Annotated in this window: 13 protein-coding genes and 1 tRNA gene; 11 read left to right on the top strand and 3 right to left on the bottom strand. The window is 46.8% G+C overall.

Features of this window, described 5'->3' with window-relative positions; translation table 11 throughout:
* Window positions 1-274 precede the first annotated feature (274 nt).
* The 5 genes from B5F77_RS01505 to B5F77_RS01485 all read left to right on the top strand — a co-directional run bounded on the left by B5F77_RS01505 (window position 275) and on the right by B5F77_RS01485 (window position 11,372).
* Window positions 275-2,449, top strand: coding sequence for an alpha-galactosidase (locus tag B5F77_RS01505; protein ID WP_239445702.1), 2,175 nt, complete (start codon window positions 275-277; stop codon window positions 2,447-2,449).
* Between the two features lie 81 nt (window positions 2,450-2,530).
* Window positions 2,531-4,789, top strand: coding sequence for an inorganic phosphate transporter (locus tag B5F77_RS01500; protein ID WP_087326602.1), 2,259 nt, complete (start codon window positions 2,531-2,533; stop codon window positions 4,787-4,789).
* 772 nt (window positions 4,790-5,561) lie between these two features.
* Window positions 5,562-9,611 (top strand): DUF6383 domain-containing protein, encoded by a 4,050-nt coding sequence (locus tag B5F77_RS01495; protein ID WP_087326599.1) that lies wholly within the window; start codon window positions 5,562-5,564, stop codon window positions 9,609-9,611.
* Between the two features lie 396 nt (window positions 9,612-10,007).
* A tRNA-Ser gene (locus tag B5F77_RS01490) sits at window positions 10,008-10,094 on the top strand.
* Between the two features lie 78 nt (window positions 10,095-10,172).
* A complete protein-coding gene (locus B5F77_RS01485; RefSeq protein ID WP_087326596.1) occupies window positions 10,173-11,372 on the top strand; it encodes a clostripain-related cysteine peptidase in 1,200 nt (399 codons plus the stop codon).
* Between the two features lie 140 nt (window positions 11,373-11,512).
* Here the strand turns inward: B5F77_RS01485 and B5F77_RS01480 are convergent, their stop codons facing one another.
* From B5F77_RS01480 to B5F77_RS01470, 3 genes are all read right to left on the bottom strand, one after another.
* Window positions 11,513-13,987 (bottom strand): TonB-dependent receptor, encoded by a 2,475-nt coding sequence (locus tag B5F77_RS01480; RefSeq protein WP_087326593.1) that lies wholly within the window; start codon window positions 13,985-13,987, stop codon window positions 11,513-11,515.
* Between the two features lie 240 nt (window positions 13,988-14,227).
* Window positions 14,228-14,857: a hypothetical protein gene (locus B5F77_RS01475; protein ID WP_239445699.1), complete on the bottom strand. Its 630-nt coding sequence runs from the start codon at window positions 14,855-14,857 to the stop codon at window positions 14,228-14,230.
* Window positions 14,838-15,641, bottom strand: a complete 804-nt coding sequence (locus B5F77_RS01470; RefSeq protein ID WP_087326591.1) for a metallophosphoesterase — start codon at window positions 15,639-15,641, stop codon at window positions 14,838-14,840. The genes B5F77_RS01475 and B5F77_RS01470 overlap by 20 nt, the downstream gene beginning before the upstream one ends.
* Before the next feature lie 493 nt (window positions 15,642-16,134).
* On the opposite strand from B5F77_RS01470, the gene B5F77_RS01465 reads away from it, so the two are divergent.
* The 6 genes from B5F77_RS01465 to B5F77_RS01440 all read left to right on the top strand — a co-directional run bounded on the left by B5F77_RS01465 (window position 16,135) and on the right by B5F77_RS01440 (window position 24,350).
* Window positions 16,135-17,934 carry a helix-turn-helix transcriptional regulator gene (locus B5F77_RS01465; protein WP_162607936.1) on the top strand — a complete coding sequence of 600 codons (1,800 nt, stop codon included), beginning with the start codon at window positions 16,135-16,137 and terminating at the stop codon, window positions 17,932-17,934.
* Between the two features lie 577 nt (window positions 17,935-18,511).
* Complete coding sequence (locus B5F77_RS01460) at window positions 18,512-18,844, top strand: cupin domain-containing protein (protein ID WP_087326585.1); 333 nt, start codon at window positions 18,512-18,514, stop codon at window positions 18,842-18,844.
* A gap of 27 nt (window positions 18,845-18,871) precedes the next feature.
* A complete protein-coding gene (locus B5F77_RS01455; protein ID WP_140392790.1) occupies window positions 18,872-20,389 on the top strand; it encodes a hypothetical protein in 1,518 nt (505 codons plus the stop codon).
* A gap of 10 nt (window positions 20,390-20,399) precedes the next feature.
* Window positions 20,400-21,731, top strand: coding sequence for a hypothetical protein (locus B5F77_RS01450; protein WP_087326579.1), 1,332 nt, complete (start codon window positions 20,400-20,402; stop codon window positions 21,729-21,731).
* Complete coding sequence (locus tag B5F77_RS01445; RefSeq protein ID WP_087326576.1) at window positions 21,724-23,064, top strand: hypothetical protein; 1,341 nt, start codon at window positions 21,724-21,726, stop codon at window positions 23,062-23,064. The genes B5F77_RS01450 and B5F77_RS01445 overlap by 8 nt, the downstream gene beginning before the upstream one ends.
* A gap of 8 nt (window positions 23,065-23,072) precedes the next feature.
* The gene (locus B5F77_RS01440; protein ID WP_162607935.1) at window positions 23,073-24,350 is read left to right on the top strand and encodes a hypothetical protein; all 1,278 of its coding nucleotides are present in this window, start codon (window positions 23,073-23,075) and stop codon (window positions 24,348-24,350) included.
* Window positions 24,351-24,352 lie beyond the last annotated feature (2 nt).

Here is a 24,352-nt window from a genome sequence, read left to right as displayed (position 1 = left end):
CGGCTGAGGACGGCCCGATGCGCCGCGACGTTTTGCAGAGTGCTCCGATTTCTCCGCGACGGCGTCGCGACGTTTACAGAGCACTCCGATTTCTCCGCGACGGCGTCGTGGCGTTTGCAGAGTGCTCCGATTTCTCCGCGACGACGTCGCGACGTTTACAGAGTACTCTGATTTCTTCGCGACGGCGTCGCGGCGTTTGCAGAGCACTCTTCTACCCAAACAAGGCAGTTTTAATCGAATAATAAATATGAGAACGAGCTTATTTCTAGTATTCATGATTCTAATTGGTGGAAACATGACATTGCACGCGGAGAATGAGAACCGCGTCATCCGGATTTCGACAGACGAAACCGATTTGATTTATTGTACGAACTCGAACGGGCGTTTGTATCAAGCCTATTTCGGAGAGAAACTCTTGCATGAGGCAGACATCACCGCCCTCTCGTCCGACGAAAAAGGGGGCGCGGATAGCGGTGCGGGGCAAAAGGGATGGGATATTTACCTCCCGGCCGGAAGCGGCGATTATTTCGAACCGGCGTTGGGCATCACGCATAGCGACGGCAACCGCAGCACGGTGCTGACCTTTGCCTCGGTAGATACGAAATCGCTGGACGGGAATGCGACCGAGACCATCATCCGCCTGCAAGACGGACAGTATCCGCTGGAGGTCGCGCTCCATTACGTGGCTTATAAAAAAGAGAATATCATCAAGACTTGGACTGAAATCAAGCATCAGGAGAAGAAACCTATCCACCTGACAGAATATGCCTCGTCGATTCTCTACTTGGAACATCCGGCTTATTACCTGACCGAGTTCAGCGGCGACTGGGCCAAGGAAATGCAAATGAGCACGCAACCGCTCCAACCCGGCAAGAAGGTGTTGGAGACGAAGTTAGGGACACGTGCCGCGATGTTTATGTATCCTTTCTTTGAATTGGGTTTAGGGCAACCGGCACATGAGCATCAGGGCGAAGTCCTGTTAGGCACGATTGGCTGGACGGGCAACTACCGCTTTACGTTCGAGGTGGACAATATGCACCACCTGCGCGTCATTTCAGGCATCAACCCCTATGCTTCCCGCTACGAACTTCCTGCAGGCGAAACTTTTGCCACGCCAGAGTTCATCTTTACCCGCAGCGACGAAGGGACCGGGAAAGCAAGCCGCCATTTCCATGCGTGGGCACGCCATTACCAACTGAAGGACGGGAAAGGCGACCGCATGACGCTCCTGAACAACTGGGAGAACACCGGTTTCCAATTCGACGAGCAGAAACTGAGCGGATTGATGCAAGAGGCCAAGCATCTGGGCGTGGATATGTTCCTGCTCGACGATGGTTGGTTCGGAAATAAATATCCCCGAAACAACGACCGCGCCGGATTGGGCGATTGGCAAGTGATGGAGAACAAGCTCCCCCACGGCATCCCGTTCTTGGTGAAGGAAGCGGAGAAAGCCGGCGTGAAGTTCGGTATCTGGATTGAACCGGAGATGGTGAACCCGAAGAGTGAGTTGGCTGAAAAGCATCCCGACTGGATTATTAAGCTCCCGAACCGCGAAACCTACTACTATCGCAACCAATTGGTGTTGGACCTCTCGAATCCGGAGGTACAGGATTTCGTGTTCGGTGTCGTAGATGGTTTATTGACCGACAATCCCGGCATCGCCTACTTCAAGTGGGATTGCAACAGCCCGATTACGAACGTCTATTCCCCCTACTTGAAAGACAAACAAGAGCAGCTCTACGTAGATTATGTGCGCGGATTATATAAGGTATTGGACCGCATCCAAGCGAAATACCCCCACATACCAATGATGCTCTGCTCCGGAGGCGGCGGCCGTTGCGATTACGAAGCCTTGAAATACTTCACCGAGTTCTGGGCGAGCGACAATACCGACCCCGTGGAGCGGCTCTACATCCAATGGGGCTTCTCGCAATTCTTCCCCTCGAAGGCGATGTGTGCGCACGTGACGAGTTGGAACCGTCGCACATCGGTGAAATTCCGCGTAGATGTCGCCATGATGTGTAAGTTAGGGTTCGACATCGGTCTGGATGGATTGTCTGCCGACGAGCGTACCTTCTGCCAAGAAGCCGTAACGACCTACAACCGCCTGAAGCCGGTTATCTTGGATGGAGACCTTTACCGTTTGGTATCTCCCTATGAGGGCGAACATACGGCCGTCATGCACGTAGATGAAGCCCAAAGTAAAGCACTCCTCTATACCTATAATATATATCCGCGTTTCGGAGAGGCACTTTATCCCATCCACTTCCAAGGATTGAATCCCAACAAACAATATAAGATAGAGGAAATAAACCTCATGCCCGGAACGAAGTCCGCATTCCAAGGAAACGGTCAAACCTATTCCGGAGACTACCTAATGAAAGTGGGGTTGCGCCTCTTTACCACCGAGACGACCTCCAGTCATTTATTTGAATTGACGGCTCTGTAATGGTTTTGTAATATATTTGTTGCTTGTTTGAAGCAGATATTACGTACCTTTGCCCCCGAAATATTTACATGCATTAATTATATGGAAACATTCTACTTGTTCTTAGTCCTATTTTTGGGCGTGTTGGCGATATTCGATCTCTCGGTAGGAGTGAGTAATGACGCCGTGAACTTTTTGAACGCTTCTATCGGTTCTAAGGCAGCTTCCTTTCGTGTCATCATGATTGTGGCAGCTGTAGGGATTTTGGTCGGGGCTTCTCTCTCGAACGGAATGATGGATATTGCCCGGCATGGCATCTATCAGCCTCAGTATTTTTACTTTTCGGAGATTATGTGCATCTTGGTGGCCGTTATGCTGACGGATGTCGTAATCTTGGATATTTTCAATTCGTTAGGAATGCCGACCTCTACCACGGTCTCGCTGGTATTTGAGTTGTTGGGCGGAACCGTGGCTTATTCGTTAATCAAGTTAGCCAATGATACGGAAGGTCTTCTTTCGTTAGGCAACCTGATGAATACCGATAAGGCACTGACTGTGATTCTGGCCATCTTCGTCTCTGTGGCGATTGCATTTGTCTTTGGAACCGTAGTGCAATATATTTCTCGTCTGCTATTTACATTCAATTACCGGAAAACAGCGAAATACTTTATCGGAGTATTTGGCGGATTGGCGGCTACGGCTATTATCTACTTCATGTTGATTAAAGGATTGAAGTCAAGCCCTTTCTTCGAGGGACCATTTGCTGATTTCATCTTTGCCCATACAGAGAAGGTCGTGCTTTGGTGTTTTGTCGGCTTGACGGTTCTGATGCAGATTTTACATTGGCTGAAAATAAACGTATTGAAAGTGGTGGTGCTGCTGGGTACGTTTGCTTTGGCGTTGGCTTTCGCCGGAAACGACTTGGTGAATTTTATTGGTGTGCCGCTTGCCGGTTATTCTGCCTACACCGATTTCATGGCACAAGGAGGAACCGTTACGCCGGATTCGTTCTTAATGACGTCCCTGCAAGGTTCAGCTCAAACGCCGTGGTATTTCCTTGTCGGAGCTGGCATTGTGATGGTAATCGCTTTGCTGACATCGAAGAAAGCGCACAATGTGGTGAAGACTTCGGTGGATTTGGCGCGTCAATCGGATGGGGATGAAAACTTTGGTACGTCTCCTGTAGCGCGTGTGTTGGTTCGCCTTTGTACGAATGCCGCTACGACGATTACGAACGTCATTCCGCTTCCGGTACAACGTTGGGTGGATAGCCGCTTCAATAATAAGGAGATTATATTGGCTGAAGGCGCCAGCTTCGACTTGGTGCGGGCTGCTGTCAATGTCGTTCTCTCCGGTTTGTTGATTGCCTTAGGTACATCTTATAAGCTTCCGTTGTCTACGACGTATGTGGCCTTCATGGTGGCCATGGGTTCTTCGCTTGCTGACCGGGCTTGGGGACGTGAAAGTGCTGTTTTCCGCATTACGGGCGTGCTTTCCGTCATTGGCGGATGGTTTATTACGGCAGGTGTGGCGTTTACGATTTGTTTCTTCGTGACCTTGATTATCTATTGGGGTGGTGCTCCAGCCATCGTGGCAATGGTAGCATTGGCTATTTATACGTTGATTCGTAGCCAAATTCTCTATAAGAAGAAAAAACATAAAGAGCAATTAAAGGCAGAAGTAAATAGCACGGTGGCTCAATTGCGTAAGGCTAAGAATCCGATAGAGGCATTGAACCTTTTCCGTCAGCATAGCCGCGAAGAGCTTCGCGATGACCTTTATTTTGCTGCCGAAACATTACAGGGTTCTGTCGAAGGCTTTATGAATGAAAATCTGAAAGAGCTTCGTCGCGTGATGGCGGCTTTGCGGGATCGGAAAACTCATCTGAAGCAGGTGAAACGTGTGGGTACATTGGGCGTCACGCAGCTCGACCGCGATATCGCCATCGAGAAGGGACTTTATTATTATCAAGGCAACGATTTTGCCAGTGAGATTGTATATAGCATTAACCGCTTGGCTGAACCGTGCAAACAACATATCGACAACAACTTCAGCCCGCTTGAAGCGGTGCAGAAGAGTGATTTCGGTGCTGTCGATGTACGGATTATCAATTACCTGAAGCGATGTGCAGATATGGTAGACCGTAATGATTATAATGAACTTCCCGAATTGGTGGAAGAATCTGTCCGCCTCAATAATTCGTTAACGCAACTCAAGAAAGAAGAGTTGAAACGTATTCAGGGAAAGACGGGCAGCACGAAAGTGAGCATGGTTTACCTCAATATGCTCCAAGAGGCATCGAATGTGGTGGTGTTTAGTTGCAACTTAATTAAGGTAAGTCGCAAGTTCCAAATGGAATAAGTCCGTTTGTAAACATAAAAAGGAATCAGGCATGGGCAGTTTGTCCATGCCTGATTTTTTTGTGTCTACGGCAAAAAAACAGATGTTCCGCGGGATAAACTTGGAAAATTACCGAGGAATTTTCTATCTTTATGCTAAAGATACATATCTGCAGGTTGAAGATATATATCTTTAGACTGAAGATACATATCTTTAGCGTAAAGATACACTTATTCCCGTAGTGAAATGATTTTTAGGTCAGGGTTTCGTGGGTTATTTCTCCTATTTTCGGTTTTATCCTCCAAAACCTGGGATTTCGTCCTCGAATCTCTCGCTTTCGGATAAAAACCTAAAAGTTTTTCGGTAAAATTCTTGCTATTTCATTTTTCCTCCTTACCTTTGCATCGATTCCGCAGCGGAGAGCGTTCCGCCTTAGGGAATCAGGTCAAAATATTGTAAGCATTTTACGAAGATTATTCCAAATTGAAAATCTGGTAAATTTTTAGTCTCACGGAATAATGGACAGTAAATGCTTGCGTGTAGTACAGATTATTTGTGAAGTTTCCTATATCATTTTATATGGTCTAAGGGAAATTAAGAATATAATCGTATAAAGCGCGGGCTTTGTTCTATTATTGCGAGACGGGCTTACCAGAGCCTTCAATTTAATAATAGTAACAAGCCCGCTTTTTTTATGCTTGTTCATAAACTTGTCGAGTTTGTGTCCTTCGTAAAATCAGAAGAACGAGATTTTTATTAACTATTTTATTTACAAACTTAAATTAAAGGTTTTATGAACAAGAAAGTACTTACTTTGTGCGCGGGCTTTTTGCTCGCAGGTTCATTTGCGGCAGAGGCAGGAGTCGTAAAGGTGGCTGTTCCTGTGAATGGTCACTCTTATGTAATTGCTGAACCGAGCTGGGGAACTACCGCAAAAATGTGGTTGGTATCTGATGGCGCAGATGTGGAAAGTCCAAGTTCTGCAGCTGTAAACAGTGCTACTATTGATAATAAAGCATTGTGGAAGTATGTGGAAAATGGAAATGGTTTTATCTTGCAACAAGGTGATTTCGCTATCGGAAACGAAGATGTTACAGGCGATCCGAGTATGCGTAGCCTTGAGAATGCTGTTGTATTTACTGTCGATGCGGCCGGTCATTTGGTATCAGGTAGCGAACAATTGAAGCTTACGTCTGGTGATGCTGCCGATTGGGCAACTGCAGGTACAGCTATTAACTTCTATGCTTACACTGAAGAGGCAGATGATAAGACAGGTGTTACATTGAAAGTTGGCAATCAATATTTAGTTGTGACTGATGCTGCAGGTACTGTAAAATTGGTAAACGAAGATGTTTATCAGGCTTATTTGAAAGTAGGTGAAAGCAAAAGAACTCTTTGGGATTTAGATGGTGGTAAATATAAATCTCAATATGATGGATTGGCAACTCCTGCTAACAATTACTTACAAATCACTGCAAGTAGTTCAAGTGTAGCTGCAAGTACAAATGCGTCATCTTTTGAATTAAATGAAACTGAAGGCCTCTTCGGTATCTGGAATTCAACAAGTGCGACTTTCTCTTACGTGAAAGTAAATGCAACTGGTGATGGCTTGATTTCTTCTACTACAGCAAGTGAAGATGACATTATGATTGAAACGGCTACTCCAGCAGTTTCTCCGAATCCGGCAAATCCTCAATTTGCAGGTCTTGATTTGGCGACATCTGTAGTAAGTGGCGAGTATTATTTGATTACAAGTAATGGCAATACAGCTAATGTATTGGTACAGGAAGATAATTCTAATCCTGCAACAATGAAGGCTTACGCTACCTTGTCAGATGAAGAGTTAGAAACAGCTTATTGGGCAGTTTCTGTATCTTATGATAGTACTCAGAAGATGTATAAATATTCATTTACGAACAAAGCTGGTGTAACATTAAAGGTCGGTGGTGTTTCTGAGTTCTACAGTGAAAATGCGTATGCAAGCGGTGTTACATTGGAGACTTTAGCAGCATCTAATAATATCTTGACATTATCTACAACTAGTGTTACTTTAGGTGGAACAAGTAATAATAATACTATTTTAGGCTTCTATAAAGTAGGTACAGCTGACTTCGCAGTTAAAGATCTCTGCAAGTACTATAATACTTACTTCGACCTGAACTTGATGGACAAGAAGGGTGGTACGAGCGACTTGAAGGGTGATTTGTTTGATGGCGGTTTGATTCCGATGGAAATCGGGTATGATGCAATAAGCCGTACTTATTATCTGACAGAAGCTAATGCAAATGCTACTACGTTCTTGTTGAAGCGTAAAGCTGATGACGCTTACATCGTATTGGATTGGGACGAACAGTGGTCTGATAGCGGTATCGATCATCATGTAACAGAAGGTGGTTATGTATTCGACAAATTGTCTGAAGATAACTTGTTAGCTTATATCAACGGAACGGCTATTAAGGCATTACAAGATCGTAACTTAGGTTTCGCCTTCGCGGTTGAATATGCAGGTTATGAACAAACAGCAAACAATAAGGCTGTGAAGTTCATCAAGGTAGTTGATTATGCTAAGTCTTATATACAATCTGGCATTGCTAGTGTACCGGCTGTTAGCGTTGACGACCGCGCTCGTGGTGAAGTTCAATACCCAGTTTACTTGACAACATTTGAAGCCGACGGTACAACTTATTTGACGGTAAATGCAGACAAGGATGATGTTATCCTCTACGCTGAATTGCAAGAAAAGACCTTAGTACACGGTAGCGACAAGAACAACAACCCGTTGAACTGGAAGTATGTGAACATCAAGTTCGTTAACCACGCTTCTGTGAAGTATACAACGGAAGATGGACGTGCTGCTACTTTGGATGGTAAAGTTTTAGGTATGGCTCGTGATAATGGTGCTAATACTTGGGAAGCTTATCCAGCTGAAGCTAACAAGTTCTTGGCAGACAAACCAGAAGGACAATGGGCTGTTTCAATGACAAACGCATCGGCTGCAACAAACAAGAATGGTGTTTCTTTGAGCGCAGATAAGAATGAAGATGTAGCATTCACGTTTACGAACCGTGAGAACCCGGCTGCTCAGTATACGGTAGCTCGTATGTATAACTTGGGTAACAATAAGTTTGCGGTAGAATATGATTACAGAGGTGCATTCAGTACAGCTTACAATGCTGGCGGTATCGGTCGCGACACTTTGGAAATCACTCCGGTGAACATCGAAAGCGAAGGTGCTCGTTTGATGGATGGTTACAAGAACTACACGGATGCTGAAATCCAAGATACAGAGTATCGTTTGATTATGAACTCTACAAGCAATGTAGATTACTATGTATCAGAGAACCATGCTGGCAAGCACTTGCTGGGCATCTCGACGAATGAAGCTGATGCCGTGAACTGGCGTTTGGTTCGCTTCGACCGCGAAGCTATCAAGGATGTAGATGGTTACGACAAGTATGCTACGGACTCTATCTATGTAGTAAATCATCCGCAGTATTTAGCTTCTGATGGTAAGTATTACGCTTACAACGATACATTGGCTATCGTAACGTATGCTTTGCAGAATACGGCTAACGGCGAATATTTGACTTACGAGGATTTGCAGTCGCAAGACATCCTTTCGATGATGTGCGATCCGGAAAGCGAAAACTTCGCAAATCATTATTATAATGAAGATACTGAAAAGGAAACTTGGAGTTATCTGAATGGTGAATACCGCTTTGTCATCAAAGAAAAGATGGACGGCTTGTTTAATATCTTAGGTGTAAATGGTGGCGATGCAGATCGTTACGGTTACTCTTTGAACTTGAACAACAAGCTCTACGGTGCTTCTACGAAGAATACGGTTGAAGTAGAAACAGCTTATACGCAAATCAACTCGAACGACTTGTTCCGTCTTGAGGCTGTGGATGCTCCGGTTTACCGCGAAGTAGCACAGGGCGATACGATTCGCTTGTTCCGCGAAGAGAACAATGCAGAAGTATTGTATGAAAACGGTCAGTTCTTGAACTTAGGTAATATCGACCAGTTGAAGGATGAAATGGCTCCGGCATTGTATGTAGATACGGCTTACATCAACCGTGGTACGAATACACGTTACCAATATCTGTTGGCTGTCAATGTTGACCGTGTAGAACCGGTTTATGACAATGCAGGTCACATGCTCGAACCGGATACGACTTATGGTCGCTTCTTGATTAACCATATCGACTCGGCTGTTTGGACGAACGAGAATGGTAATATCCACCAGAATAAGTTCATCAACGATGTAGAAGCTGACGAACCTTATGTGAAGGTAGGTTTCCACTGGGGTTATCGTACGAAAGACCAGTTGTTCTTGACGGATAAGTCTTACCAAAAGGTAGAAGAGGTTATCAACTTGAATAGCCGCGACTTCAATAAGGCTAAGTTCGCGTTCCGTTACACAACTCCGTCTGCAAACGATCCGGAAAGCGCATTCAAGATTCAGACTCGCTACATCAGCTACAATGATGCTATCGAAGGTCGTACGGAAGAGAACAACAACGGCTTCTTGCGCACAGTAAATGGTGTAGTAGTGGTAGTTCCGGGTTATGCAAAGGGCGAAGAGTTCAATCTTGCTGCTGAACATTCAACTCCGACCGCCAACGAATCCATTACCGCTGAAGGTGCAGTTAGCGTAACAACAACTGACGGTGCCGTTGTTATCAAGGGTGCTGAAGGCAAGAATGTAGTAATTGCTACAATCTTGGGTAAAGTCGTAGCTAACGAAACAGTTAACTCAGACAACGAAACAATCGCTGTACCGGCAGGCATCGCAGTGGTATCTGTGGATGGCGAAAGCTTCAAAGTTGTTGTAAAGTAAATGAGTAGAAATATTGTTCATAACAATAAATTTAGTTATTTATAAAGTAAATAGTAGCTGCACAGTGCCCCTCGCGAGAGTCGCTGCAGCGCATAAACGTTAGAAAAATTCTATTCAAACTACCGCCCTCGTCTGCGAAGACCGGGGCGTGAAACTGACAAGAGCCTCTTTCCATTTCGGTGGGAAGGGGCTCTTTTAGTTGCTGCTCGGCAAGGACATGGCTTGAGCCTCCTCAAAAGCATCGTTTGAGCCTCGGCAAGCGATGCCCTTGCAAGGGGATGTCAATACGAGGGTGTGTCGTAAGGGATATTCAGAAAAAGCGTGTGTTGCTGCAAATTTTTTCTCCTTTTGAAGCCCATTATATGAAATCTTATCGTATCTTTGCATCGGATTTAAGGAAAGATGCCGGAGTGGTCGATCGGGCCGCACTCGAAATGCGGTGAACGGGTAACTGTTCCCAGGGTTCGAATCCCTGTCTTTCCGCTGTTAGACCATAATACTTTAATTGGGGGGGCGGTTTTTTTAATCCGTTCCCCTTTTTTGTCTCAAGGAATAGACTTCATGAATCGTTTTCTACTTTTTTATACCTTGTTAGGGGGCACATTGGCCGGTATGACTGCCTGTTCCCAGGAACATGAGGATACGCTTGAAACGACAGACAACCGTACCATCTTGGTGTATATGGCGGCGCAAAACAGTTTGGATTGGGCTGCCGAAGACGACCTGGCCGAGATGCGTGAGGGGATGGAGTCGGTAGCAGCGGGGAATCATTTGTTGGTTTACTATGACGCTTATGAGGGTCTCCCTTCGATACTTCATTTTTATAAAGACCAGGCGGGGCATGTTTGCGAGGAGGTGATTTATGAATATGCCGAGCAGGATGCTTCGTCGGTGACGGTAGAACGGATGTCGGATGTGTTCGCACGTGCGTTCGAGGCTTGCCCGGCAGAGAGCTATGGGCTGGTGCTTTGGTCGCATGGCGATGGGTGGCTTCCGGCCTCATCCACGCGTTCGTTTGGGATGGATGGCGGCCTGTCGATGGATATCCCCGATTTGGAGGAGGCGGTCGCGTCGGTTGCGACTCACCTGGACTTCATTTACTTTGATGCCTGCTTCATGCAATCGGTCGAGGTGGCCTACCAGTTACGGGATTATGCCACCTATCTGGTAGGTTGCCCGCTTGAGACGCCTTCGCCGGGTTCTCCTTATGACGTCGTACTGTCGCCTCTTTTTGCGGAGGGCGAGGCGGATGTCGTCGGGATGGCGCGTACCTATTTCGAGACCTACGCAGACCTTTATAATGGCGGCGTCGGGGGAAGCAATAGTCATTGGACTTCCGGTGTCGCTATCTCGGTTGTGCAGACTGATGCTTTGGAGGCGCTTGCCTCGGAGACGCGCAATCTCTATGAACAATATGCCGAGCAGCTGGCTGAACTGGTGCCCGACGACCTCCAATCCGTGCAACGTTTTGATTACAACCGGCGTTACGAGGGTTCTTACCTCCACGCCTATTACGACTTGGGCGACTTCGTGCAGTACCTGGTTTCGGCAGATGAATACGCAGTTTGGAAGTCGTACTTGGATGACGCTGTGGTGTATGCCGAGTCTACGCCTACTTGCTATTCAGCTTATTATGGAGGGAATATCGACATCGATGCCTTCTCTGGCCTCTCCACCTACGTCCCGTTTCGTACCGATACGCGCTACGCCTCCTGGAATGCCTTTTATGAGACGTTGGACTGGTACCAGTCCGTCTACTAATAACCAGCCCGCAGACACGATGCTTGTCTGCTTGCAGACGCGCTACGCTTCCCTCATTTGCCTGCCGGATACGAAAACTCCCGACGGAGCACGTGGCTCTCGCCGGGAGAAAAATAAATAAATGGAAAGTCAGTATTTCGTTAAATCATGCCACCGCCTTCTTGTCCTCCGCCGTCATCGTCGCCCCGGATACCCCGGACTGCCTTCTTGACTGCGTTCTTGAGCGTACCGAATCGATAGGTAAGGCTGATGCGTACGTCTCTCGCCCGCATATAGTTGGTACTTAACATGTAGAAGGCGGGGTCTTCAGTCGTATTTTCCATCTTGATATCTTTCCAGAATGGATTGCGGGCCGTCAGCGAGACGGTCAGCTTCTTCTTAAGGAAGCTCTTGTTGATGGCAAAGTCGGTGAAGTACATCGGCGAACGGCTACCCTGGAGGGAGATGCGCGGGGAGAAATAACCACCGCGCAGGTCGAGGCGCCAGTCGTTCTTGAAGGTAAACTGGATGCCTGTAAACATGCGGCCGTTCCAGCCTTTATTCGCAATGTCGGTGTCCATGTTCTTCATGTAAGAGTAGTTCAGTCCCCCGTTGAAGATGAATCGTATAAGCTCTATCGGCGTGTAGCTTACATAGAGGGAGAGGCCCGCCTGGCGCGTGCTACCAATGTTGTCATACGTCGTTTCCGACACGTTGTTGTTCATAAGGACAATCTCCTCGATAGAGTTATTTTGGAAGCGGTAACTCAGATTCGCGTTCATGTTGAACTTGGTGTTGAAATAGCTGTAGTTCAAGTGTACGCGGTTACTTTTCTCTGGGTCGAGGTTCGGGTTACCATAGCTGATGTTCTCTGGGTCTGTCTCGTCTCGATACGGGTTCAAGTTCCAGATGCTGGGACGGCGGATACGCATGTTGTACCCGACGCGTATCTGCTGTGCCATGTCGAACTTATACGAAAGGGTGATGTTCGGGACCACGTTGAAATAGTGTGCCGTAAAGTCCATCTCCGGTGCATTCGCGAACTGAGCGTTCATCGAAGTCCCTTCTCCACGGACACCCGCCTTAATACCAAACTTATCGATATTGACTGTGTAGCCAAGGTAAGCGGAATAGGTGTGTTGGTCATGGCGGAAGTCATCGGTCGGTTCGACGTCGGCATACCACTCGTTCGTTACCGAGTCTCGATGTTGGCTAAGGGTCTCACTATCGCTCTTGCGGTAGACATACTTCAACCCTGTCTCGAGCGTGTGCCCTTTCCAGAGCGGAGTGGTGTAATCGAATTGGAGCGTATGTTCGTTTGATGCCGCGTCGTTGATATCCCACTGCGGGTAGAGGTCTTCTTGTGGATAATCGCCCAAGATGTCCGTCAAATCCGTATAGTTCTCGCTATTGTTGGGCGTATGGCTATAACGGTACGAGAGGGTTAGGAGTTCATCTTTCTTGTGAGTCGAGTGCTGGTAGTCGACGTTGAGGTCTGTTGATCCGAAGACCGAAGTCGCGCTACTGTTACGGTTGAAGCTATACATGCGCTGGTCGAGGTTTGCGCCGCCCATCATTTCCACGTCGTATTCCGTACGGTTCGTTCGTTCACCCCGGAAGAGGTTGACACCGACACTGAGGAGGTTGAGCGAGTCTATATCGTAACTTCCCTCAATGTAACCGAACTGAAAGGGACCTTTCCGTTTACTGCGGCCGTTCTGGGTCAGATAGGTCGGGTCGTTCGTCTCGGAAGCAAAGGTTTCGCGTTCCGAACGGGATTCGTTCCAGGGCGAATTCTCGTGGTTATACTTATAATTACCCGTGATGCCAAATTTACCTATCTTCGCCGAGACGTAAGCACCGGCACCCATGCGCCCTTGGATGCTGGCATCGGCATTGATAGAGGCTGTGTATCCTTCCAATACATTCTTCGTCGTGATGATGTTGATAATGCCCCCTACGCCTTCAGCGTCATACTTTGCACCGGGGTCGGTGATGACTTCAATGTCTTTGACGGAGTTGGCTGGCATACTTTTCAAAACATCCGCCGGGTTGTTGTTCATCATGTTGGAGGGTTTCCCGTTCACATAAATCTTGAAGTTGGTCGACCCCTGGAGTTGTATCTCATCGTTACCATCTACGGTGACCATCGGGACCTTTCGTAACATATCGAGCGTGTTGCTGGTTTGTGCCTCGGGGTCGTCGTCAAGGCTATAAGTCAGCTTATCCATCTCCACCTTCACGAGCTTCTTTTGGGCAGTGACAGTGACTTCATTCAGCACCTCCATATCACTCCGCATATAGACCGTACCCAGGTCGAGGGTACGTTGATTTTTGCCGATGGTAAAGGATTTCGTTGTGTTCTTCATCCCGATGGACTGAAGCGCCATGACATACTTACCAGGCTTGTCTAACTGCACCGTAAAATATCCGTCCAAATCGCAGGCCAAAAGTGCCACGGACTTCTGAGGAGAACTGGCCAAGGCAATGTTCAACGTGGCATACGGAACGGTCTCGTTACTTAGAGAATCAATTACTTGCCCCTTCACGGTAAAGCTACGGGAGCTACTAGTCTGTGCGCTCAAGGGTCCCCATAGAAAGAAGGCGCACAAAAAGGTCAATAAGTTACATTTCATGTTATTCACACGTTTAAGTCAAAAAGTTTGTATACTAAGTCTGCTGAAGCGCAAAAGTAATGGATTTGCCCCATTTGCCCCACTTAAAGAACGCTAAAAGATGTATCTTGGTGTTCTGGTGATACCTGTAGGGGCGAAACCATTGCCCTTATGACTTTCCCCTTTTCTTATCGTTTAAAGCGGATGGGAGGGAAATGGGTGGATTTGTGTTTTATTAACAAGATGTCATGCTTATCTGGCTTAAAAGACTTGCAACTTGAGACCGAACGAGAGGCTGAGATAATCTCGTGGACGGAGCGTGTGGTTGCCTATTTTATTAATAAGGTAGAGGTCGCACGTACTAAGCTCATAGAAAAAGGAGATAGATTTATGCCATCCTTTCCCTTCGGGGAGCTTGAACGTGATGCGTTCTCCGGCGAAGATATGAAAACGGAAGCGTGTAGAGAACCAATAATAACCTTCTGGATAACGGTCGGGTTGCCGTCCCCAAAACTCGCGGTCGAGCAGGATATTGACATATGCTCCGCACGCCAACGGCTCGAACGTGAAATGCCTGCCCAAAGGAATACGCCATGGATAATAGTTTTGCTTAGCTGTGAAAGTAAACTTGGCATTGTCGTCGGCATAAGCAGGGATAAAACCGAGGAGCACATCGGTCTCCCAATGTTTCCTGTAGTAATCCCAACCCAATCCGGCAGAGATCAATCCCATCGAACCGGCGAATTGGAGCTTCGTATAACGTGGGATAAACTTCTCCCATCGCTTCTTGTACTTTTCCAAGCGTTCTTGGTAGGGAGTAAGTTCTTGCCCCTCTGTCGGAAAGGCCAGGAGGCATAGGGCCAGAAGGCATTTAGAACGAAATGCTTTCATAGGTGTAACCATTGGGGGTGAGAGTGAATAAGAGGTAATTGCGTTGCCCCATGTTGGCACAGCCATAATAGAAGATGCCATCGCCAAAGAGGTCGCTTGCTTGTACCGAGTGATTGTGTGCGTGGAGACAAAAAAGGAGGCCGGGGAATTGGCGGATGTATTCATGGAACACTACCTTGACGTTGTTGTTGAACTGGTCGCTGCCGGGCGGCGCGTGCATAACGACGACGGTACGCGGGGCATCTTGCTTTTTTAGCTCGTCGAGGAGAAACTCAAAGTCCGGTACGGGATTCGAATAGTCGTATTCCAACGCATTCGTATTCAGGCAAACGAATTTGACATCGCCCGCCACAAACGCGAAGTTGTCATCGCCGAACAGGGCGTGGAAAACCGCATCGCCATTTCCCAATACGTCATGGTTCCCAATCAGGCCGACATACGGGAGCGTGAGTCCATCGAGGATGCGAACGGTCCACTCATACTCTGCCGTCGTGCCAAATTCCGTATAGTCTCCTCCGTGAATTAAGAAGTCGAGGCTGTCCCGTCGCGCATGGATGTGCCGCATGAAGTCCTCTGTTTCGTCGTAACTCCGTTGCGTGTCGCCAAAGAACGCGAAACGGAGCGTGTCTTTGTCTTTCGTGCTCGCTTCGATTTGGGTGATGTGCTGCGCGTTCAGTTGCTTTTCATCGGTAGAAAGTCGGCCGTCGTAGGGATGATAGTCGATTACTTCGCACGATACGAAGAGCGGCATACATAGCGCGATGCGTAGGATGGGATTTTTCATCAACGCCTTATTTGTTAAGAAAGTGAGGCAAAGATACCACCTTTCCCATAGATTCCCGTGCTCCGATTGGCTTGTATGATGGCCCATTCTGCGCCTCGGGCCTGCTTGGTTATGTTGAGCGTGGGGTATTTAAGAGGTAGTCGGTATTCGCCCCCTCTTCTTTATACATCCATTCGTTCCGCTTAATTAAAGCGGATGGATTCAGCTTAGTTAAGCGGAATGATTCCGCTTAGATAAGAGGAGTGTATCCGTTTATACTAAGTGGAACAACAAACCGTGGGCAATGGTTCCTTTAGAGGGTGATAAGGGAAGACAGACGTAACTAGGGTGTAGGTGGGATGGTGTGCACTGGGAGGTCACGCGACATAAGGATTTAAGGGGCAAGGGCAAGGAATCCGGTGAAAATATCTTGCGGGTTTGAAACGGATTCCGTATATTTGCTGCCGTACATCCATTTGCAGACATGAAACGAAAAAAACACTATATAATATATATGTATGAGAAATTAGTTGTGGGCGTGGTGGCTCTACTACTTATATGGAATTCGAATAGAGCTTATGGCCAGTCCGTTATTTCCACTTCTCAAGAGGATAGTTGGTTGGAAGATAGCTTGCTAACAGAGGATGCTGTTTACGAATACACCTTTACGGACTTTGACAAGGCGCGTCGTATCATGGCACGGTTGCGGAGCGAGCGGTTGCTTCCTGCGTTTGAGCTCGACAAGGTAGAAGGGGATCTTTATTTCAATACGGGTCATTATTACCAAGCGCTGATTTATTATCGGAATGCATTGGTGAACGACTCGGTACGCCTTGTGCCTGAACGCTATATGGACCAACTGCACCGGATGATTTCTTGCTACGATTGCCTCCACAACGACGAGCAGAAGGCGTATTATGTCCGCCTTTTACTCAAAGAGGCTGAAGCGGAGGGCAACCAGCCTATGCAGTCGGTCGCTCTTTTCAATATGGGTAAAATGATTTATTACCAAGGGCAAAAGGAGGATGGATATAAAATGATGCTCCAGGCTGTCAGCTTAATGGAACAGACCGATTACAAATACAAGTACGATAACTTGCGCTACAATTACAACACCTTGCTGGTATTTTACAATATGGATAATCGTCCACAGGAAGCACTGGAAATCTCGAACAGGTTGGAACGCATCCTCACGTCTCAAAAGGAGGGCGTGTCGGAGATGCAAGGTCTTGAAGCCCGTGAGGAGAAATCCCTTTGTGCCCATCGGGCTGTCATCTATAATGACTTAGGGCAGAAAGAGGAGGCGCGTAAGCAATACGAGCGTTTCCTTGAATTGCGTGAAAAGTATGGGCGCGATGATTATCTCATATGGCCTTACCTGTTCGCTATCAAGAAATACGATGAAATTATTCGCATGAATACGGAACGCGAGAAGCGGATGAAGTTGGAAGGAGATACCGTGAATTACCACATGACGACCATCAAGCAATCCCTCGGTAAAGCCTACCAGATGAAGGGCGATTACCGGCGCGCCGCTGCCTATTTTAAGCAGCTGGCCGTGCTTCGCGATAGTATCAAAGTACGCGAACAGCAGAGCGCCGCGCTCGAACTGGCTGCCATCTACGATAGCAACCAGAAAGATTTGCAACTCCATAAGCAAGAAGCAGAGATACAACGTCACTGGATATTTTTGATATTCCTGTTGAGCGTGAGCATATTGTTGGGCTTTTTCTTGTGGTGGACGGTGCGTTATAATCGTTTGGAAAGTTTTAAGAACCGGGCGATGGCGAATACCATCAACGATTTGCTGGTCTATAAAGAGGATTTGGAACAAAAGCGGAAAGAGAACTTCGCCCTGCGCGAAGAACTGGAAGCCTTGAGGCAGAACCAATCCATCCCGGAAGAGGTGTCTGAAGCAGAAAGTGCGAAGATTGCCGTCCCCGACGAAAAGGAAAACAAGTTGGATCGCCTTTTGTTCGACCGCTTGGTGCGTGCCATTACCGACCGCAAGCTTTTCCTCCAAGCTAATATCTCGCGCGAGGAGTTAATCAACCTGGTGCATATTCCGAAGAATAAATTCGCATCGTTGTTCCGCCAATATGCTGGGACGACTTTCTCTGTTTATATGAATAACTTACGCTTGATGCATGCCGCCGAGCTTTTAAAGAACCAACCCAATTACACCATTACCGCCGTAGCTGCTGAATGCGGCATGAAGGAAAGTACCTTCTACCGGTTGTTTGTGAATAAGTTCGGTATGACGCCGATGGATTATCGTTGCAAATGTAATACAGACGATAAGAAAGAGGAGTGATTCAAGCTTGGTAATATTCCGAGGACTCTTCTTTCCCCGTGCCCTCTATCCCTATAAATTAGGAAAGGAAACTTTTGTACCTTCCCTCCTAAATTCCCTCACACCCCAGGAAAAGTTTGAAACCTCCGAGGAAAGTTCTATCTTTAGGTTAAAGACACATATCTTTAGGTTGCAGATACGTATCTTTAGACTACAGATATATATCTTTAGCTTAAAGATAGAACTTTCTTCGGAGGCTTTGTATTTTTTGTTCGATATCTCGCCAAATTCTTCCGAATTTTCTCGTTTTATAGGGCTTGCTAAACGAGGAAATGGAGAAATATAAGTTGTGATTTATATAAAAAATGTTTATTGATTGGAAATAAATAGTTTATAGTAAAACCGAAGGATTGAAATGAATAAATGAGAGTCTAATTGAGATAACTCTAAGGAGCTTTTGGGAGAACTACGGAAAAAATTGTAGTCGAATAGCTCTATGCCTTTCCTACATTTGTGTTCAAAAAAGTTTGTTAAGGCTTAGCATGGTTCTTTTTTCAGACAGATTGAATATGTTTTATAATTTATAAATGTAGAAAATATGATGGTTATTGATCACAACAAGGTAGAAAAGGTGGATATGGGCAAAGGCGTCGTTCGCCAAGATTTTGCCGCAGGGAAAAACATGAATGTGTTGCATTGGAACATGGCCGATGGAAGCGAAGTGGGTATGCATACGCATCCGCAAGAGCAATTCGGTTACGTCATCAAAGGTGGTTTCCATTTGACGATAGGTGAACAGGTTTATGAACTGTCGGAAGGAGATGCCTATTTGGTACCCGCCAATATTCCGCATGCGTTTGTGGCTGTGGGCGAGACGGAGGCTATTGATGTGTTCGCTCCGGTAAAGACCGTTTTCCCGTGGGATAAGTAAGCATATCTAATGTGGCAGACAAATAGCATGATATATACTCGTAACTACACAGACGTATTGAAGGCCAGCCTGCTACGGCTGGCTCTGCCCGTTTTGCTTCTCTTTGCCGCCTGCGACAATGAAGATGATCTGATTGTTTTGCCCGAAGAACCGGCACAAGAAGAGCAAGTGCTGATTACCGACCAATCAAACGTGACGTTGGTCAACACCGGCGATGTGGTGGTGGGAGGTGAAGACTCTGACGACTATGCGTTTGCAATGACTTCTACGGTGATGACTGACGAGGGGCGTGTGCTCGAAACTACACTCAATTGTTGTGCCATGGCTGGTATTGCGTTTGATTATGAGGAAAATAAGACTGACTCTACTCGGGCACCTGAGGGTGTGACGCTGATCAACCGCGGCAATATCACCATCCATACCAAGGCTTTGGTGGAACGGTATAAAGACCAAATCCAGACGCCCGACGATACGCAACGTCCCTATACTTACTTCCGCATCTTGGCGATGTATGTAGGGAAGAATAGCACGGTAATTAACGAGGGTGCTATCAATGTATATTTTGATCACGACCCTGACATTACGAGTACCATTTATGTGATGGGATTGGTGGGTGGCGAAGGCTCCACGTTGATCAATAATGGCGAGATACATTTCTATGGAACCGGTTCTGTGGCTACTCGAATGCGAGGTATGGCTACTTTCGGCAGTAATATATCCGCTTTTAACAATAGCATCATGACGGCTGAGATAGATATGTGCGAAGACGCACGCATGATCACCACAGGCGGATCGAATAGTAATGTTATTAACGATGGAGAGATGCGCATGCGCCTGCCCGGCAAAGTACTTTGTATGACTCGTTATGGAGACAGCAATCTCATCAACAACAATCTGATAGATCTCACCTCGGTGGATATGCCCGAAGGCTACGAATCTATTGTGACGGATGAGGATCATATCATCTGTGGACTATATGAGCCTCTGCAAGCCTCGCGCACAGGCATGCCCTCGTTGTTGAATCGAGGTACCATCAATGTCCGTATAGAGGGCACGCAACGTTCCGAGCCCTTAATGCAAGGTTATGGTATGTTTTGCGACTTGATGGCGGCCGGGGGAGAAAAGCTAGAGGTCAATGTCGTGAACGACGGTACGATCAACATAAGTCAAAGCGGACCCATACATTTCAATATGGCTGAAGCCGGCTTTGTGGCTAGGCAAACGGCCGCAAAAGGAGCTTGTACCATCAAATTAGGACGTTGGTGTACTACCCTACGTGATTTTGCCACTACCCACGACCTCTTCTTGGCCAAGGGTATCAACATGAATTATAGCGGTGGCGAACTGCAATTAGTGTCAGCCGACGACTATGTACCCGGTACGGCCTACAGTGTGGCGCCTGAAGCTTTGGTCTATGATGCCGGTGGAGGTAACTTCCGCTATGAATATGTCGGTTATGATGCCTTGCGCATCACCTCGTCCGACGTTAGTTATGACGTGGCGTGGGACCGAACCAACCACACAGTATCTTTGAACAGCAAATAATCAAATCGATATGGATAGCAAGACAACATATGTAAATGAGCAGGTGTCGCACGAAGCCCTTGTGGTGGGACGTGGCGGATATGCCGTGAACTACGGACATCTCGACATCTCGCGTCCCGAAGGAATTAACTATTTCGAGTACAAGCACCAAAATATACCCAATCAACCCGGTGTAGTGGTGAAAAACATTGCCATTTGTGGCATGGCTGCTCTCGAAGATAATCCCGACCAACCCGGATCAAAGATGTTGGCCGACCATGCCACGCTCATTAACCGTGGTGTGATAGATATTCGCTTTAGCGAGATCTATGCTCTCTACAAGCAGAACAAGGACCGGAGCGATGACCCCACTAACTTCAATAACGACACGGTACGCTGTTATGCCATGGCTGCTGGGGCTGACTCGATGCTGATCAATGAGGGTACTATCAATGTCCATATGGACCAAGACATTGATGCCGAAGTGTCGCTCTACGGTTGTGCCATGTGGGCCAATGCCCGTTCGTTGATGATCAATCGCGGCATTATCCGCTTCCTGGGCAACGGTTCTTGGCAGAGTTATATCCGTGGAGTGGGTAGTATGGATAGTCACCTGCAAGTGATCAACGAAGGAGAAATCAGTGTAGACCTGAAACGAGCCTATCAGACCCGCATCTTGCACACTGCCGGACAATATGGCTCGCTGCTCAACGATGGTGTGATCAATGTCCGAACCGGTGGCCGCATCATGGTGTTGGGTTGCCTGGCCGGCACACGCATGACCAATAATGGAGAAATCAATATCACTTCGTTGGCTACCTACTTGGAGAACAAGGTGTCTTACCACTATCAATTCGATCCCTTGGCCACAGCTTTCTATGAGCATTTTTTGCCTAACGATCTGCCCACCTGCCCCGCATTGAACCGTGGTTGCATCAGGGTGCATCTTTTGGGGAGCGAGATTTCAGGCCCCAATGCGGTTGCATTCGGATTCTATTGTCACCAAGTGGGTGCTGCCCGAGGCGAGACACCTGTGCATGTGATGGAAAACGAAGGCAGCATCGAAGTGACTCAGGAAGGTCCTGTACACTACAACATCGCCGAGGTGGGTGTGAATATGCAGTCGGTGGGCGATGTACCCGTCATCGTCAAAATTGGGCGTTGGAAGACCAAAGCCCGCAATTTTGCCGAGACGCACGACCTCTTTGCCTGCCGTAGCGCCAAATTCGATTTGAGTGAAATGCAACTTAGCTTGGTAGGAGAAAACCTGCAGTCAATTGACCCCGCACAGTTGGTCTATCAGCTCGAAATCTCCCGTCAGGCTGGCGAAACCTGTATAATTAAAACACGAAACAATGAATAAACTCGACTACCAATTAATGAATCAGACAGATAAAAGTCTTCGCATCGGTGCCGGTGCTTACGGGGTGAACCGCGATCACATCATCATCGGACACCCGCAAGCTACTAACTTGGCTGACATCACCGAACAGGCCATTGCTGCTGGGCAAGTGCTGAACGGTCGTAACATTGCTTTATATGGCATGGCAGCTCTGACAGATGACCCCGCTAATGCTGGTCGTCACCATTTGGCACCCAATGCTACCCTCATCAACGAAGGTATCATCGAAATTCACCTTGCCGAGATGGAGAAGGCCTTTAAAGCACAGGTCAAGTCCTCTCCCAAAGATACGGAAGGTATTTACCGCTTCATCAAGTGTTTTGCCATGGCAGCCGGTAAGGATTCGTTGCTTATCAACGAAGGAATCATCTGCATCCACTTCGATCAGGATCCTGATTCAGATACGCCCATCTATGGCGAGACGCTCTTGGCCGGCGAAAACTCCACCCTCATCAATCGTGGTGAGATCCGACTCATCGGCAACGGTTCGTTCAACACGCAGGCTCGTGTCATAGCTGTGCCAGCTAACAATATGACTATTATCAACGAAGGTAACATCATGCTCGACATGGAACGTGCCTCTACTATTCGCATCTTGGCCACAACAGGTCTGGGCGGCAGCATCATCAATCAGGGTAACATCAGCGTGAAAAGCAGTGGCCGCATCATGACCATAGCCCGCTTTGCCGACACCCATTTGCTCAACGAAGGCGTGGTGGACATTGTGTCGCGGGCTCGTTATATAGAGAATAAGGTGTCTTTCCTCTATCAGTCTTTCCCGCTGGCTTGTGCTTTCTATGAACACTGTCTGCCCAACAGTGTCCCTATGCCGCCCATTGTGAACAATGGCACTGTGCGCGTTCATCTCGAGGGCAGCGATGCCTCCACGCCCCATGCCGTGGCTTTCGGCATCTATAGTGAGATGGTGGGCAAGGAAGAACAGACACATCGCATGGAGAATACCGGCTCGATTACGGTAACAAAGTCGGGACCATATGATTTTCTGGTAGCAGAAGTGGGGGTAAACGTTCAGTCGACTAAAGATTTTCCTTATCATGTAGAGATAGGCGAATGGCATACGGAAGCCCGTAACTTTATAGAAACGAAAGATTTGTTTGTTTGCAATAGTGGAATCTTTGATTTCGCACATACTCGCTTGACACTGATGGGAGTTAATGCTGCATTGGATGTAAAAGCTGAAAGCTTGGTTTATCAGCGTGGCGAGGCGATGCAACGTGGCGATACTTTCCAAGTTCTGAATGTAGATAAATTCAGGTTGTATTATAAAGAATGAAAATTGAAATGAAAACATGGAATACACATCTTTTTGTAGTACTGTTGATTGTTCTTATGTTTGTTAGTTGCTCGAACGATGAGAATCAACAGGAAGTTAAGCTTGCTTTTACGGTGGAAACCACTGTAGCAAGTACGGTGAATTATTATGCTGGACAGACTTTACAGATAGGAATTGCAGATAATGTGGAACCACTTGCCTCTGAAATAATAGAACAGGATGGAAGTGTTGTATTTCAGTTGGATAGGATTCTATGTGAGGGCGAATCTTTATGGTTCTGTGTGCCTGGTATAGTAAAGTTTTTCCATGTTTTGACATCATCAGAAGCGGGAGAGCAAAGATTGGTTTTGCCAGATAAAGATAAAGGCAGTACATTGCTGACAGAAGGTTCGGATACTCAAATAGGAGGAAAATATTATAAGAACGACTGGATAGTAGCTCTTTATATGGGAATAAATAAGGAAGGAGCCTCTGATGGTGTTCCTATTTATTGGGCAACAGGGAATCTGATTGCAACAAAGACCAATGCGGCAAATTCTGATTCTACAGAAGTCTCTTTTCATGTCGCTACTTTTGAAGAATCTTGTGAGGAAGCAAACTCAAGTACCATAAATTATGTAGGAATAGATGAAAGGTTGGTAGACAATTCGTCGGATGCATATATGGCGCTTGATCCGGGAGAACAATGGGACTTGTTTAGTTTTGGTGATGCTTCTGGCGTGATGCTCTATTTTAGAAACTTGAATGAATTTGTTGTTCAAGCTCATCAAATGGATGGATCCAATGTCCTTTATGATATCAGCGGCAATGAAAATTGTGATATAGCAACCGCTCAATTAGGTGGATTATGGAGGGTTCCGACATGCGGATATAGCGGATATAATGTTCAGAATGAATATGCCGCTTTTGAAGATGATAGTGAAGAATATTTGAATCTACAGCCGGACGCTACGGAATGGTATGATGAAGACGGTGAGAAATTAGGGTACAAATATGAATATGAGATTGAAATTGATGGGAAAGTTGTAACGATAAATACGCTTTATTGGCCAAGTACCGGTTATCGGCATAGTGCGACTTTTGTTTCGGGGCGAGGTTTGAGCGGTTGGTATTGGAGTGCTACGGCAGATCCTACTTGTACGTCTCCTTATGTTCCTAACGGAACTTATGAAGGGGAGGTTACAGAAAAAACAACTGCATTCAATTATGGTTTTTTACAAAATGAATTAAAATGGTTTCCACACCCTCGAACAAGTGCTCAGGCTATACGTCCTATTTGTGAATGAAA

Origin of the sequence: Parabacteroides sp. An277, assembly GCF_002159645.1 — a bacterium.
Classification (GTDB): domain Bacteria; phylum Bacteroidota; class Bacteroidia; order Bacteroidales; family Tannerellaceae; genus Parabacteroides.
Note: the sequence above shows the minus strand (reverse complement) of the source record. Positions and strands in the feature narration are given on the sequence as shown.